Raw genomic sequence first — 14,711 nt, 5'->3', positions numbered from 1 at the left:
TAAACATATAAGTGATAGGCATATGGGCGAACAATCGCTGGTAATTCTGGATGGCGGTATGGGGCGAGAGCTGCAGCGTCGTGGTGCGCCGTTCCGGCAGCCCGAATGGTCAGCGTTGGCCTTGAGCGAAGCACCTGAAGCGGTGGTGGCGGTGCATGCGGCGTATATCGAGGCCGGGGCGCAGGTCATCACCAGCAACAGCTATGCGGTTGTGCCGTTCCATATTGGGGAAGCGCGCTTCGCCCAGGAAGGGCGCGCATTGGCCGCAACGGCAGGGCAACTGGCCCGTGCCGCAGCCGATGCGGCTGCTGTACCTGTTCGTGTTGCCGGGTCGTTGCCGCCGCTGTTCGGCTCTTACCGCCCGGACCTGTATCAGCCGGAGCGGGTCAGCGAAGTACTGACACCGCTACTGGCAGGGCTGGCGCCTTATGTGGACCTGTGGTTGGCCGAAACCCAGAGCTCGATTGAAGAAGTGCGGGCCATCAGCTCGCACCTGCCGCAGGACGGCAGGCCGTTCTGGGTGTCGTTCACCCTTGAAGATGAAGGCGTCGTGGACGTGCCGCGCCTGCGCTCCGGGCAGACCGTTGCCGCGGCAGCCGAAGCGATTGCCGAGCTGGGCGTCAGCGCGTTGTTGTTCAACTGCAGCCAGCCCGAAGTGATCGGTGCTGCGCTGGATGTTGCGCGCCAGGCCTTCGAGCGCTTGGGCGTGGACATCGCCATTGGCGCTTACGCCAATGCCTTCCCCCCGCAACCCAAGGACGCCACCGCCAACGATGGCCTGGATGAGCTGCGCGAAGACCTCGACCCGCCGGGTTATCTGAGCTGGGCCAGCAGCTGGCGCCAACGCGGTGCCAGCCTGCTCGGCGGTTGCTGTGGTATCGGCCCGGAGCACATTGCAGAACTCAGGGCCAAGCTGGCCTGATCACGCGTTGCGGCAAGCTTCCAGCGTCCTGGCTTGCCCTTCAGGGCGTTGGTTGTCGGCACTCAACCAGCGCTCGAACCCCGCCGCTACCGTTGGCCACTCGTCATCGGTGATCGAGTACCACGCGGTATCCCGGTTGTGGTCCTTGACCACCAGGTGCTTGCGGAACACCCCCTCATAGACAAAGCCGAACCGCTGCGCCGCGCGCTTGGAGCGGGCATTGGCGTTGTTGCACTTCCACTCGAGCCTGCGGTTGCCCAGCTCGAAACCCAGCTTGCCCAGCAGGTATACCGCTTCGGTCCCCTTTGGCGTGCGCTGCATGGCGGCGCCGAAGGCGATGTGGCCGATCTCGATGCGGCCATGGTCGGGCACGATCGACATCAGGCTGAGAATGCCTTGGGCCTGGCCGGTTGGGCGGTCGATAACGGTGTAGAACAACGGATCAAGGCTGGCGGCATGGCCTTGCAGCCAACGGTCGAAGGCGCCGCGTTCGGGGAATGGGCCATAGGGCAGGTAATCCCACAGGGCCGGGTCGGCTTGCGGGCCTTGCAAGACGTTCCACAGGTCGTCGCCGTGACGTGCCGGGTCGAGTTTTTCAAGGCGGATGAAGCGGCCCTCGATGGTGTCTGTCGTGGGTGCCTTGGCGGGTTTCCAGTTCAGTGCGTCGGTCATGTCGTGCCTACAACCCTTTGCGGAATTGAATGAAGCCCGGCCGCTCGGCAACCTGCTGGTACAGGCTGATGGCGGTGGCGTTGGTTTCGTGGGTCAGCCAGTGCACCTTGGCACAGCCGGCAGCCTTGGCGGTGGCGTAGACATGCTCGATCAGCTGGCGACCGATGCCCAGGCCGCGTTGCGTGCCATCCACATAGAGGTCCTGCAGGTAGCACGAGTTCTCGATGCTCCAGTTGGAACGATGGTAGATCCAGTTGACCATCCCCACTGCCTTGCCATCGACCCAGGCCAGGGCAGAGTGGGTCGGCTCGTGGCTGTCCAGCAGGCGCTGCCAGGTACTGGTGCTGACCGCTTCGGGCAATTCGGTCTCATAGAAGCGCAGGTAAGCCTGCCACAGGGCAAGCCAGGCGGGATGGTCGTTGGCGCTGACGGGGCGCAGAGTGACGCTGGGCATGGGCTTTTCCTTCAGAGTTGGCGCATGTGCGCTGCAAGTTGGTTGTCCTGGTAGTCAGCACTGTCGCCGAGGCTTTGACGCACCCCGGCGATGTCCTCGGCCGAACGGTTCTGGCTGAGCTTGCGGGCCCCTTGCAGGCGCGTGATCGGCAGGCGAATGCCGACAATGGCGCGGAGCATGCCTTCAAGGTAGTCGCTGGGGGCGTCGGACACTTTCCAGGGTTCGCTGCGGCCGTGCTCATGGCGCTCGGTCAGGCGGCTGACGATCTGCAGCAGCGGCTCGGCCTCGTGGATGACTTCGACTGGGCCATAGGCGTGCACCGCCAGGTAGTTCCAGGTGGGGACCACCTTGGGGTTGTCGGCCTTGCTGGGGTAATAGCTCGGGCTGACATAGGCGTCGGCACCGGGGAACACCAGCAGCGCTTCAGCGCCTTGCTGCAGGTCTTGCCACTGAACGTTGGCCCGGGCCAGGTGCGCGTAGACCGTGCCAAACTCGCCTTGCTGGGTGTCGACCAGGACGGGCAGGTGGGTCGCCTGCAAGCCGTGTTCACCGTGGCTGATGAGGACGGCGAGGCGCGTATCGGCCATGTGCCGGTGCAGGCGTGCTAGGTCATGTTCCTGGTGGGGCTTGCTGTTGTACATGGCGGGTTCCTTGTCGAATGGCTCCATCCTAGGCAGGCTATTGGTTCTGTGTAAGATCCATTTATGGCTGATTTGATAGGTCCAATACGGTGAACAAGCGCCCCCTCATATTGCCTTTCGACCCGGCTGGCATCGTGCTCGACCGCCGCCGCGGGCTCAGCCAGCAGCTCTACCAGGCCTTGCGTGCGCGGGTGTTGGATGGGCGCCTGAGCAGTGGTACGCGATTGCCGGCCAGCCGTGACTTGGCGGCGATACTGGCGCTGTCGCGCAACAGCGTGGTGCGTGCCTATGACCAGTTGTATGCCGAGGGGTATATCGAAAGCCGGGTGGGCGACGGCACCTATGTGATTCAGCTTGAAAAACTATCCACACAACTGTCCACAGGGTTATCCCTAGGGTTATCAACAGGGTTATCCACATTTTCTTTAGAAAATGCTGAGGATTTATCCAGCTCTGAGCGCTCCAGCGAGGCGCTTGAGCGTCTGAAAAGTAACCACTTGCCCGTTCCTAGAAGTGGCGCTCCACGTGCGTTCAGGGTCGGCATCCCGGCCTTCGATCTGTTCCCGTTTGACGTGTGGGCCAAGCTGCAAGCGGCTTTCTGGCGTAACCCGGACCCTGCGCAGCTGGGTTACGGTGACCCGGCGGGTGAGCTGCAGCTTCGCGAGCTGATCGCGGCCTATCTGCGGCGTTCACGGGGCCTTTCGTGCACGGCTGAACAAATTGTGATCACCAGTGGTGCACAGCAGGCCATCAGCCTTTGTGCACAGTTGCTGTTGCAGCCTGGCGAGGGGGTAGCTGTGGAAAACCCTGGCTATCGGGCCGCTGGGCATACCTTTGCCGTGGCAGGGGGCAAGGTGATGGGCGTACCGGTGGATGAAGAGGGCATGGACTGTGAGCGCCTCGTACAACTGGCGGACTGCCGCCTGGCCTACGTCACGCCGGCGCATCAGTACCCCACCGGGGTGACCATGAGCCTGGCGCGACGCCTGGCATTGCTGGCCTGGGCCGAGCGCAACGATGGCTGGATCATCGAAGACGATTACGATGGGGAGTACCGCTACAGCGGTGCACCATTGGCACCGCTGGCGGCGCTGGACCGACAGGGGCGGGTGCTGTACGTCGGCACGTTCGGCAAAATTGCCTTTCCCGCGTTGCGTCTGGGCTACCTGGTGTTGCCTGCGCGCTTGGTACAGGCGTTCAGCCAAGGGCGGGCGCTGGCCATGCGGCATTCGGAAGTGGGCAGCCAGTGCGTGATGGCCGAGTTCATGGCCCAGGGGCATTTCCAGCGCCACATCCGGCGTATGCGCCGGGCGGCGTTGAGCCGGCGCAATGTACTCAAGGCTGGTTGGCCGCTGGATGTGCCTGGGTTGGGTGGTATGCCGGAAGTCGCGGCGGGGCTGCATGTGAAGGTGGATGTGGATAACTTTGCGCGCGAGCAAGAACTGGTCGCCACGGCAGAAGCGGTAGGGGTTGAGGTAAATCCGCTGAGTAGCTATTGGCTGGAGGACAGCCAGGTGGCTGTGGATAACCGTGCGGGGTTGGTGCTGGGGTTTGCCGCAGTGCCGGAGGCCGACATTGCCAATGCGCTGATGCGCTTGCGCCGGGCCTGGAAAAAGTGAGCGGGGCCGCCTAGCGACCCCGCCACGGCTCAGGTGCCGGACTTGATGCGGGTCCAGGCTCTGGTGCGTGCCCGTTCGGCATCACGTGGCAGTGGTTTGAGGGTGTACAGCTTGGCCATCGCCTCTGCCGTCGGGTACAGGTTGGGGTTATTGCGAATCGCTGGGCTGACCTTGTCGGTCGCGTCCTTGTTCGGGTTCGGGTACCCGACAAAGTCGCTGATCGGCGCTATCACCTCGGGGCGCAGCAGGTAGTTGATGAACGTGTGAGCCTCTTGCGGGTTGGCGGCGTTTTTCGGAATCGCCAGCATGTCGAACCAGATCGGCGCGCCTTCCTTGGGCAGGCGCATGTCGACCACCACGCCGTTCTTCGCATCGTGAGCCCGATTGGCGGCTTGCGAGAAGCTGCCGCTGTAGCCCACCGCCACGCAGATATCGCCATTGGCGATGTCGGCCATGTATTTGGAAGAGTGGAAGTAGGTGATGTGCGGGCGAATCTTAAGCAACAGCGCCTCGGCCTTCTTGTAGTCGTCGGGCTTTGCGCTGTTGGGGTCCAGCCCCAGGTACTTCAGGGCCAGCGGCATAATCTCGGAAGGCGAATCGAGCAGGGCAACGCCACACTGCTTGAGCTTGGCGATGTTCTCTTCCTTGAAGATCAGGTCCCAGCTGTCCACGGGTGCGTTTTCACCGAGCGCCGCCTTGACCTTCGCCGGGTTAAAGCCAATCAGCACGGTGCCGTACATGTAGGGCACGGCAAACGTGTTGCCGGGGTCGTTGGCTTCGATCAGCTTCATCAGGGCCGGGTCCAGGTGTTGCCAGTTCGGCAGCTTGCTGCGGTCCAGCGGCTGGAACACACCGGCTTCGATCTGCTTGGCCAGGAACACGTTGGACGGCACCACCACGTCATAGCCGGAGTTACCGGTAAGCAGTTTGGCTTCCAGCGCCTCGTTGGTGTCGAAAATGTCGTAGATCAGCTTCACGCCGCTGTCTTTCTGGAAGTCGACCAAGGTCTGCGGGGTGATGTAGTCGAACCAGTTGTAGACGCGCAAGGTACGCTGCTCGGCCTGGGCCTGCAGGGCACCGGTGAACAGGGTGGCAGCGATTAACGGGGCGAGCAGACGCTTGAGTCGGGCCATTACCGGGCTCCTGGCTGGGCGTGCTGGAAGCCTTCCAGCACATTGACCGCGTTGATACCGATTTCTTCCACAGCGTAGCCGCCTTCCATCACGAACAGGGTCGGCTTGCCGAGCTGGGCGATGCGCTTGCCCATCGCCAGGTAGTCCGGGCTGTCCAGCTTGAACTGCGAGATAGGGTCGTCCTTGAAGGTGTCCACGCCCAGCGAGATCACCAGCACATCGGCGTCGTAGTCGGCGATGCGCTGGCAGGCGTCCTCCAGTGCGGCGCTCCAGGCTGCCCAGTCACTGCCGGCCGGCAAAGGGTAGTTGATGTTGCAGCCTTCGCCGGCCCCTTCGCCGGTTTCGTCGGCGTAACCGAGGAAGAACGGGAACTCGGCTTGCGGATCGCCATGAATCGAGGCAAACAACACATCGTTGCGGGCGTAGAAGATGTCCTGGGTGCCGTTGCCGTGGTGGTAGTCGACGTCGAGGATGGCGACTCTGCGGCGGCCCTGGTCAAGGAAGGCCTGGGCGGCGATGGCGGCATTGTTGAGGTAGCAGTAGCCGCCCATGACTTCGGCGGCGGCATGATGCCCTGGTGGGCGACACAGGGCGAATGCCGAATGGGCGCCTTGCTGGATCGCCGCCTGGGCGGTGAGTGCGACCTGGGCGGCGCTGTAGGCAGCCTGCCAGGTACCGGCGGTGATCGGTGCGCCTGCGTCGAAGCTGTAGTAGCCGAGTTCACCATGCAGGCCGGTGGGTTTCACCTGGCGCAGGGTGCGGGCTGGCCAGGTGAAGGGCAGCAGGTCGCCGTCGTGGCCCAGTGCGGCCCAGCGCGCCCAGGCGCCCTCGAAGAAGTCCAGGTAATCGGCGCTGTGGATTCGCAGCAGCGGTGCACGGCCGAAGTCGGTTGGGCCCTGTACATCGCCGAGTTGGCGTTTGTTCACTTGATCGAGCACATGGTCGGCGCGCGAGGGCATTTCGAAGCAGGGCATCAGCTTGCCGTCGATCAGCTCGCAGCGGCCGTGGTGCAGGCGGTGGTCATCGGAATAGATCGTCAGCATTGTTGTTCTCCGGTTGAACTGGCGTGGGCCCATTTTCAGTGCAGGCCCTGCCAGGGAGAACGACGCAAACGGCCAAAAGGGGATCGATGTGGCCAAGCTCGCTGGCCACTTTTGCGGGCTTACCCGCGAAAATGGCTAGGCGCCACTCCGCTCCAGCGTTGGAAGGCATGGCGGAAGCTGGCCGTTTCGCTGAACCCCAAGGTTTCGGCAATGTGGTAGATCGGCATGTGCTCATCGGCCAGCAACTGCTTGGCCCGCTCGAAGCGCAGTTCATCGAGCAACTGTTGATAACTGCTGCCCAGTGCCTGCAGGTGCCGGCGCAAGGTCCGCGATGAGCAGTTCATCTGCCGCGCCAGGCCCTCAAGCCCGGGTGCTGCATCCAGTTGTTGGGCCAGTAGTTGGCGAATTCGCCCGAGCCAGGCCTGGCGCCCTGTGAACTCCAGGTTCAGGCGCCGGCAGCGCTCGCCCATGGCTTTGTGGGTGATGGGGTCGGCCAACGGTAGCGGCATGTCCAGCCAACGCCGTTCGAAGGCAAAGGCGTTGTCCTCGGCAGCGAAGCCGATCGGGCACTGGAAGGCACGGGTATATAGGCTGTGGTAGCCCGGCCGGGCATGTTCGAAACGGGTGCCGAGCAGCGGCAGTGGACGGCCAAGCAGGTCGTCGCAGATCACTTTCAGCGAGACCAGGCAGAACTCGGCGTTGAAGGCGGTCAGCGCGGGGCTGTCACGGTAGTCGCTGGCGCTGAGCCAGACGCGCTGGCCATCGTCGATCAGGCGTAGCTCGAAGACTGTTCCCAGCAGTGCCGGAAAGCGCAGTGCCAGGCGCAGGGCGTCACCCAAAGTGGCACTGGAGAGCAGGGCGTAACCGAGCATGCCATAGCACGACACATGCATGCGCTGGCCCAGCTCCAGGCCGATGTCTTCACGCCGGGCAACGGCATTGGCACACACTTGCAGCTCTTGCTGGGTGGTGATGCGTGCGTCGGCATGCCCCAGGTCCGCCGGGCCGATGCCGCTGCCGGCCAGCAAGGCCGCCGCCTCGCAACCCTCTGCCTGGAAGACGTTGAGGATCAGCGAAACCGCGTTGAGGGTGGTCAGGTGGCTGTGCAGCATGCTCGGTATCCCGTTGGGTGGGATGCATTATGGAGCAAGTTGTGTGCCGGGATGCGCAGGTTGCACGGCGGCTCGAAACGCGCAGGCAAAAAAAGGCCCGAAGCATGCGCTCGGGCCTTTGAAAGGTTGAGAGGTGTCTAGTCCCTCGACCTGGTGAGACAGGTGAAGCGGTCGGTTACGCCTTCAGCGGAACCAGACGCGGTGCGATCATGTTTTCCGGACGCAGGATGTCGTTGAGCATCTCTTCGTCCAGCAGCTTCTCTTCGCGCACCAGTTCCAGCACACCGCGGCCTGTTTCCAGGGCAACGCGGGCGATACGGGTGGCGTTTTCGTAGCCGATGTAAGGGTTCAGGGCGGTGACCAGGCCGATCGAGTGCTCGACCAGTTCACGGCAGCGCTGTTCGTTGGCAGTGATACCGACGATGCAGTGCTCGCGCAGCATGTCCATGGCGCGCTGGAGCAGGCGGATCGAATCGAAGATCTTGTAGGCGATCAGCGGCTCCATCACGTTCAGCTGCAGCTGGCCACCTTCGGCGGCGACGGTCAGGGCCAGGTCGTTGCCCATGATGGCGAAGGCCACCTGGTTGACGGCTTCCGGGATAACCGGGTTGACCTTGCCTGGCATGATCGAGCTGCCTGGCTGACGCGCTGGCAGGTTGATCTCGTTGATGCCGGTACGCGGGCCGCTGGACAGCAGGCGCAGGTCATTGCAGATCTTCGACAGCTTGACCGCGGTACGCTTGAGCATGCCGGAGAACAGCACGAAGGCGCCCATGTCGGAGGTGGCTTCGATCAGGTCGGCAGCCGGTACCAGCGGCTGGCCGCTGATGGTCGCCAGGCGCTGAACGGCCAGCATCTGGTAACCAGGGTCGGCGTTGATGCCGGTACCGATGGCGGTACCACCCAGGTTGATTTCGGTCAGCAGCTCTGGCGCCAGCGAACGCAGACGGTTGAGGTCTTCGGTCATGGTGGTGGCGAAGGCGCGGAATTCCTGGCCCAGGGTCATCGGCACGGCGTCCTGCAGCTGGGTGCGGCCCATCTTCAGTACGTGGTCGAATTCCTTGCCCTTGGCAGCGAAGGCCTGGATCAGGCTGTCGAGGCTGGCGAGCAGGGCGTCATGACCCAACAGCAGACCCAGACGAATAGCGGTCGGGTAGGCGTCGTTGGTCGACTGCGCCATGTTCACGTCGTTGTTCGGGTGCAGGTACTGGTACTCACCCTTCTGGTGGCCCATGGCCTCCAGCGCAATGTTGGCGATGACTTCGTTGGCGTTCATGTTGGTAGAGGTACCAGCACCGCCTTGAATCATGTCCACCACGAACTGCTCGTGGTAGTCGCCCTTGATCAGTCGTCCGCAAGCGGCGCTGATGGCGGCGTGCTTGGCATCGCTCAGGTGCCCCAGCTCTCGGTTGGCGTCAGCAGCTGCCTGCTTGACCATCGCCAGGCCGACTACCAGTTTCGGGTAGTGCGACAGCGGAACACCGGAGAGGTGGAAGTTGTTGGCAGCGCGCAGGGTCTGGATGCCGTAGTAGGCATCAGCAGGAACTTCAAGGGTACCCAGCAGATCTTTTTCGACGCGGAACGATGCAGCGGAAGACATGATGTATATCATCTCGAATTTGACCCGGCACATGCCGGAATGGCGCTAATCCTAGGCCTGAAGAGGATTTTGCGGCCAATGCTATTGCACGCTAACCTATGCACAAACGGCATAGTGTTTCATGTGACGCCAATTGACATTCGAGCGTGTTCCATTTTGGTGCATGCCGGGAGATGTGCTTCGTGAACCTGGAAAGCAAATGGCTGGAAGACTTCAGCGCGCTGGCCGCCACCCGCAGTTTTTCGCAGGCGGCAGAACGGCGTTTCGTCACTCAACCGGCCTTCAGTCGACGTATTCGCAGCCTGGAAGCAGCCTTGGGCCTGCAGCTGGTGAACCGTTCCCGCACGCCGATTGAGCTGACCGAGGCCGGGCAGCTTTTTCTGGTCACGGCGCGTACCGTTGTCGACCAGTTGGGCGAAATTCTGCGCCATTTGCATCACCTTGAAGGTGGCCAGGGCGAAGTTGTCCAGGTGGCAGCAGCACACTCCTTGGCCTCGGGGTTCTTCCCGCGGTGGGTTGCCCAGTTGCGCAACGATGGCTTGAACATCGCCACCCGCCTGGTTGCGACTAACGTCGGGGATGCGGTGCATGCCCTGCGTGAAGGGGGTTGCGACCTGATGCTGGCCTTCTATGACCCCGACGCCGCGCTGCAGATGGACGCCGAAATCTTCCCCTCGCTGCACATGGGCAACACCGAAATGTTGCCGGTGTGTGCCGTCGATGCCGGCGGGCAGCCATTGTTCGACCTGGAAGGCGAGGGCAGTGTGCCGCTGCTGGCCTATACCGCCGGCGCCTTCCTCGGCCGGTCGGTCAACCTGCTGCTGCGCCAGCGCAACCTGCGCTACACCACCGTTTATGAAACCGCCATGGCCGACAGCCTCAAGAGCATGGCGCTGGAAGGCATGGGCATCGCCTGGGTGCCACGCCTGTCGATGCGCGGCGAGCTGGAACGGGGCGAGCTGGCGATCTGTGGTGGCAGCCAATGGCATGTCCCCCTGGAAATCCGCCTGTACCGCTGCGCCCTGGTGCGCAAGGCCAACGTGCGCTTGCTGTGGCGCAAGCTCGAAGGTGCAGCGGCGGTTGACCCAAAAGTCAGCCAAAGCCCCGAAAAATAGGGCCGACAGTTGGTCGCCGGGGGTGCCAGCATCGCCCTGGGTTACGGTATACTGCGCGGCCTTTCGACCGGATAGCTCCGGTCCTGATCAGCAAACAAGCCACGCCGGTCGTCCCGCGTGGCTTGTTGTTTTTTGACGCGCCCAAGGGCGCACAAGCGAAGAGGCTCGACGATGAGTGCACTGGTTGGCGTGATCATGGGCTCCAAGTCCGATTGGTCCACCCTTAGCCACACCGCCGATATGCTGGAAAAACTCGGCATTCCCTACGAAGTGAAGGTGGTTTCCGCCCACCGTACTCCGGATCTGCTGTTCCAGTATGCCGAAGAGGCCGAAGGCCGTGGCATCGAGGTGATCATCGCCGGTGCCGGTGGCGCAGCCCACCTGCCAGGCATGTGCGCCGCCAAGACCCACCTGCCGGTGCTGGGCGTGCCGGTCCAGTCGTCGATGCTGTCGGGCGTCGATTCGCTGCTGTCGATCGTGCAGATGCCTGCCGGCGTACCGGTCGCGACCCTGGCCATCGGCCGGGCTGGCGCGATCAACGCTGCACTGCTGTCGGCGAGCATCCTGGGCGCCAAGTACCCGCAGTACCACGCGGCGCTCAAGCAGTTCCGCACGGAACAGACCGACACCGTGCTGGACAATCCAGACCCGCGCCAGGCTTGAGGCTGACCCCATGAAGATCGGTGTAATCGGTGGTGGCCAGCTCGGCCGCATGCTGGCTCTGGCGGGTACTCCGCTGGGCATGAACTTCGCTTTCCTCGACCCGGCACCTGATGCTTGCGCCGCGCCGCTGGGCGAGCACCTGCGCGCCGACTACGGTGACCAGGACCATCTGCGCCAGCTGGCCGACGAAGTCGACCTGGTGACCTTCGAGTTCGAAAGCGTTCCGGCCGAGACCGTAGCGTTTCTCTCGCAGTTCGTCCCGGTCTACCCCAGTGCCGAGGCACTGCGCATTGCCCGTGACCGGCTGTTCGAGAAGAGCATGTTCCGCGACCTGGGCATCCCCACCCCGGCCTTCGCCGACATTCTCTCCCAGGCCGACCTGGACGCGGCAGTCGCCAGCATCGGCCTGCCGGCCGTGCTCAAGACCCGCACCCTGGGCTACGACGGCAAGGGTCAGAAGGTCTTGCGCAGCGCTGAAGACGTGGTCGATACCTTCGCCGAGCTGGGCAGCGTGCCCTGCCTGCTGGAAGGCTTCGTGCCGTTCACCGGCGAAGTCTCGCTGGTGGCCGTGCGTGGCCGCGACGGTGAAACCCGCTTCTATCCGTTGGTGCACAACACCCACGACAGCGGCATCCTGCGCCTGTCGGTGGCCAGCGCAGCGCACCCGCTGCAGGCCCTGGCCGAAGACTACGTCGGCCGCGTGCTGCAGCAGCTGGACTACGTGGGCGTGATGGCCTTCGAGTTCTTCGAAGTTGACGGTGGCCTGAAGGCCAACGAAATCGCCCCGCGTGTGCACAATTCCGGGCACTGGACCATCGAAGGCGCCGAGTGCAGCCAGTTCGAGAACCACCTGCGTGCCGTGGCCGGCCTGCCGTTGGGTTCAACCGCCAAGGTCGGTGAGAGCGCCATGCTCAACTTCATCGGCGAAGTGCCAGCGGTGGACAAGGTGGTTGCCATCGGCGACTGCCACCTGCACCACTACGGCAAGGCTTTCAAGGTCGGGCGCAAGGTTGGCCATGCCACCCTGCGCTGCCATGACATGGCCACCCTCGAGCGCAAGATCGCCGAGGTAGAGGCTTTGATCGCCAGCTGATCGAACTTCTGCGTGCTACCTGCCCTCTGAAATGGCAACAAGTCAAAGCGCTGTCTAGGCTTTGGCTTGTTCCATTTTCACTGCAGAGGGATTGCCATGGGCATCATCGGGACCATCTTCATAGGCCTTATCGTCGGGCTGCTGGCGCGTTTCATCAAGCCAGGGGACGACAGCATGGGCTGGATCATGACCATCCTGCTGGGTATCGCAGGCTCCTTGCTCGCCACCTACGGCGGCCAGGCGCTGGGCATTTATCAGGCCGGGCAGGCGGCAGGTTTCTTGGGGGCACTGGTCGGTGCCGTCGTCCTTCTGGTGATCTACGGATTGATCAGAAAGCGCTGAATACCGTTTAGAATGCCCGGCAATTCATCCGAGTTGCCGAGCATTGCCATGCGTGCCTTTTTTCTCATCCCCTTGCTTCTGGCCAGCACCCTGGCCCGTGCCGAGCTGCCTGAAACCGACTGGCTGGAGCTGATGCCCAAGTCGGACCAGAAGGCTCTCGAACAGATGCCCGAAATCGATCACGACTCGCCGGAGGCCCTAGGCACCTTCACCGACAAAGGCGGCCTCAAGCAGAGCAAGGGCTTGCCGGCGGTGATGTACTCGACCAAGACCGTGGCGGCCATGAACGGCAAGGATATCCGCCTGGGCGGCTACCCGGTGCCGCTGGAAAGCGATGCCAAGGGCAACAGCACCTTGTTCTTCCTGGTGCCATACCCTGGCGCGTGCATCCATGTGCCGCCACCGCCACCGAACCAGCTGGTGCTGGTGCGTTATCCGAAGGGGCTGAAGATTGATGATATCTACACGCCGCTGTGGGTCAGCGGGGCGTTGAAGGTGGAGAAGGTCAGCAACGACCTGGCCGATGCAGCCTATGCCCTGGATGCGCAGAAGGTGAGGGTGGTGGAAGAAGCTGATCTCTGAGGTTGCCTGTACCGGCCTCCTCGCGGGGCAAGTCGGATCGCCGCACCGCCGCTCCCACAGGTCCCGTAATGCTCGGTACCTATGATGATCCTGTGGGAGCGGCGGTGCGGCGATCCGACTTGCCCCGCGAAGAGGCCGGCAAAGTCACCGCAAGGCTCAGATGGCTTCACTGCCGATACTGACACTCAGCGAGCAAGTCGCCCCAGGCCTCAGCTCCACCACGTCATCCCACACATTGGCCGTCTCGATGCACAGCATCCGCTGCCATCCGTCATCGGCCATGTCCGCCAGCTCCCGGGCCCGCTCGGTCCACGGGTTCCAGATCACCGCCGAGCGTGAGCCGCTGCTGGTCAAGGTAATCCGCCGCTGCCAATGCGGGTCGACAATGCTCAGGGTTTGCGGGGTGGCGAGGTAAATTCGGTCGGTCTCCCCGGCAAACCCCAGCGGCCCTTGCTGCTGGCGCTGTTCCCAGTCAGCCAGGGTCTCGATATAGCCCAGCCCCTCGACCCCTTCGACCCGCGCCTGGCGCACATCGCTCACCGCAAAGTAGCTGTGCAGGGCCTGGCTGAGGGTGACAGGGGTATTGCCCATGTTGCGGCTGGTCAGGCTCAGCGCCAGGCGCTCGCCGAGTTCCACCACCAGTTTCAGCTGCACATCATGGGGCCAGCCGGGCAGGTCGCCCTGGGCTTCGGGCAGTTCGAACTCGATGCGCAGGCCATCGCCCACTTCCTCGATACCCAGCAACTGCCAGTCACGCGCGCGCGCCAGGCCGTGGGCGGGCGCTTGCTCGCCGCGGTACATGGCCTGCACGGCCTGGGGGTTGCGCTGCAGGTTGCCAAACCAGGGCCAGCACACCGGTACACCGGCGCGTACCGATTTGCCCTGGCGGAAAATGGCCTGATCGCTCAGCCACAGCAGCGGCGGCTCGCCCACACGCTGGTAGCTGAGGATCTGCGCGCCCTGCTGGGCGATCAGTAGTTCGGCCTGCTCGCTGGTGATGCGCCAGCAGTTGAGTTCGCCGTGTTGCTCGGTGTCGACCTTGAAGGTAGCCATTACGTTCGTCTCATTGATTGCCAGTGGGCCTTGGACCCGGGCACATGCAATGAGTTTACCGCTGGCCGGGCTTAGCGACGAGGCACAGAGCGGGTGCGGCCACTGCCATCGATGGCGACGAACACGAAGACCGCTTCGGTCACCTTGCGCCATTCGCTGGACAGCGGGTCGTCGCTCCAGACTTCGACCATCATCTGGATCGAGCTGCGGCCGATCTCCAGGGTCTGGGTATAGAACGACAGCTGCGCGCCCACGGCTACCGGGACCAGGAAGGCCATGCGGTCGATGGCCACCGTGGCCACACGGCCGCCAGCGACGCGGCTGGCCATGGCGGTGCCGGCCAGGTCCATCTGGGCAACCAGCCAGCCGCCAAAGATGTCGCCGAAGCCGTTGGTCTCACGAGGGAGTGCGGTGATCTGCAAGGCCAGGTCGCCTTGCGGGATTGGATCTTCTTGTTCGAGCTCAATCATGCGATGGGGCCTCTGACCCGTGACGCTTTTCGTTGGTGTGGCGCAAAGGCCGGGTAAACGATTCAGCTGGAAACATACTACGCCGATTTCGTTTCACTGGGCGGCCGTAGGGAAACTCTGCGAAACCGCCTGACATAAAGACCGGCGTTTTCGCACAACATCCCACGCTAGGAGCAACCTTTTCCTACGAATGGCCA

General features: G+C 63.2%; 16 protein-coding genes. 7 read left to right on the top strand and 9 right to left on the bottom strand.

What is annotated here, in order from left to right:
• Positions 1–22: 22 nt before the first annotated feature.
• Entirely contained in the window at positions 23–922 is a 900-nt protein-coding gene (locus LJX93_RS26780; RefSeq protein ID WP_033702398.1) for a homocysteine S-methyltransferase family protein, read from the top strand.
• Here LJX93_RS26780 and LJX93_RS26775 read toward each other — a convergent pair whose 3' ends face one another.
• The 3 genes from LJX93_RS26775 to LJX93_RS26765 are packed head-to-tail and all read right to left on the bottom strand — an operon-like array spanning position 923 to position 2,689.
• Positions 923–1,594 carry a GNAT family N-acetyltransferase gene (locus LJX93_RS26775; RefSeq protein ID WP_227696605.1) on the bottom strand — a complete coding sequence of 224 codons (672 nt, stop codon included), beginning with the start codon at positions 1,592–1,594 and terminating at the stop codon, positions 923–925.
• Positions 1,595–1,601: 7 nt separating this feature from the next.
• A complete protein-coding gene (locus LJX93_RS26770; RefSeq protein WP_047582522.1) occupies positions 1,602–2,048 on the bottom strand; it encodes a GNAT family N-acetyltransferase in 447 nt (148 codons plus the stop codon).
• A gap of 11 nt (positions 2,049–2,059) precedes the next feature.
• Positions 2,060–2,689 (bottom strand): FMN-binding negative transcriptional regulator, encoded by a 630-nt coding sequence (locus LJX93_RS26765; RefSeq protein ID WP_033702393.1) that lies wholly within the window; start codon positions 2,687–2,689, stop codon positions 2,060–2,062.
• 89 nt (positions 2,690–2,778) lie between these two features.
• On the opposite strand from LJX93_RS26765, the gene LJX93_RS26760 reads away from it, so the two are divergent.
• Positions 2,779–4,308 (top strand): PLP-dependent aminotransferase family protein, encoded by a 1,530-nt coding sequence (locus LJX93_RS26760; protein WP_186663712.1) that lies wholly within the window; start codon positions 2,779–2,781, stop codon positions 4,306–4,308.
• A gap of 29 nt (positions 4,309–4,337) precedes the next feature.
• Here LJX93_RS26760 and LJX93_RS26755 read toward each other — a convergent pair whose 3' ends face one another.
• The 4 genes from LJX93_RS26755 to aspA form a co-directional block, all read right to left on the bottom strand.
• Complete coding sequence (locus tag LJX93_RS26755) at positions 4,338–5,441, bottom strand: polyamine ABC transporter substrate-binding protein (protein WP_227696603.1); 1,104 nt, start codon at positions 5,439–5,441, stop codon at positions 4,338–4,340.
• Positions 5,441–6,484 carry a histone deacetylase family protein gene (locus LJX93_RS26750; protein WP_095063941.1) on the bottom strand — a complete coding sequence of 348 codons (1,044 nt, stop codon included), beginning with the start codon at positions 6,482–6,484 and terminating at the stop codon, positions 5,441–5,443. The genes LJX93_RS26755 and LJX93_RS26750 overlap by 1 nt, the downstream gene beginning before the upstream one ends.
• A 119-nt stretch (positions 6,485–6,603) precedes the next feature.
• Positions 6,604–7,596, bottom strand: a complete 993-nt coding sequence (locus LJX93_RS26745; RefSeq protein WP_227696601.1) for an AraC family transcriptional regulator — start codon at positions 7,594–7,596, stop codon at positions 6,604–6,606.
• A gap of 175 nt (positions 7,597–7,771) precedes the next feature.
• Positions 7,772–9,196, bottom strand: a complete 1,425-nt coding sequence (aspA, locus tag LJX93_RS26740; RefSeq protein WP_033702596.1) for an aspartate ammonia-lyase — start codon at positions 9,194–9,196, stop codon at positions 7,772–7,774.
• A 182-nt stretch (positions 9,197–9,378) separates the two neighbouring features.
• On the opposite strand from aspA, the gene LJX93_RS26735 reads away from it, so the two are divergent.
• The 5 genes from LJX93_RS26735 (at position 9,379) to LJX93_RS26715 (ending at position 12,991) form a co-directional block, all read left to right on the top strand.
• On the top strand, positions 9,379–10,311 hold the full coding sequence (locus LJX93_RS26735) for a LysR substrate-binding domain-containing protein (protein ID WP_077068706.1): 933 nt from the start codon (positions 9,379–9,381) through the stop codon (positions 10,309–10,311).
• A gap of 171 nt (positions 10,312–10,482) precedes the next feature.
• Positions 10,483–10,974, top strand: coding sequence for a 5-(carboxyamino)imidazole ribonucleotide mutase (gene purE, locus LJX93_RS26730; RefSeq protein WP_016489856.1), 492 nt, complete (start codon positions 10,483–10,485; stop codon positions 10,972–10,974).
• A 10-nt stretch (positions 10,975–10,984) separates the two neighbouring features.
• Positions 10,985–12,067, top strand: coding sequence for a 5-(carboxyamino)imidazole ribonucleotide synthase (locus LJX93_RS26725; protein WP_033702381.1), 1,083 nt, complete (start codon positions 10,985–10,987; stop codon positions 12,065–12,067).
• Positions 12,068–12,163: 96 nt separating this feature from the next.
• Entirely contained in the window at positions 12,164–12,409 is a 246-nt protein-coding gene (locus tag LJX93_RS26720) for a GlsB/YeaQ/YmgE family stress response membrane protein (RefSeq protein WP_033702379.1), read from the top strand.
• A gap of 48 nt (positions 12,410–12,457) precedes the next feature.
• The gene (locus LJX93_RS26715; RefSeq protein ID WP_162181159.1) at positions 12,458–12,991 is read left to right on the top strand and encodes a DUF3299 domain-containing protein; all 534 of its coding nucleotides are present in this window, start codon (positions 12,458–12,460) and stop codon (positions 12,989–12,991) included.
• Positions 12,992–13,147: 156 nt separating this feature from the next.
• Here LJX93_RS26715 and LJX93_RS26710 read toward each other — a convergent pair whose 3' ends face one another.
• Both LJX93_RS26710 and LJX93_RS26705 read right to left on the bottom strand, forming a co-directional pair.
• A complete protein-coding gene (locus LJX93_RS26710; RefSeq protein WP_227696600.1) occupies positions 13,148–14,044 on the bottom strand; it encodes a D-hexose-6-phosphate mutarotase in 897 nt (298 codons plus the stop codon).
• 71 nt (positions 14,045–14,115) lie between these two features.
• Positions 14,116–14,514: an acyl-CoA thioesterase gene (locus tag LJX93_RS26705; RefSeq protein ID WP_003253317.1), complete on the bottom strand. Its 399-nt coding sequence runs from the start codon at positions 14,512–14,514 to the stop codon at positions 14,116–14,118.
• Positions 14,515–14,711: the final 197 nt, after the last annotated feature.

It is taken from the genome of Pseudomonas sp. HN2-3, from assembly GCF_020691745.1.
Lineage (GTDB): Bacteria > Pseudomonadota > Gammaproteobacteria > Pseudomonadales > Pseudomonadaceae > Aquipseudomonas > Aquipseudomonas capeferrum.
The sequence above is the reverse complement of the archived record's forward strand: the minus strand, read 5'-3'. Positions and strand labels throughout refer to the sequence as shown.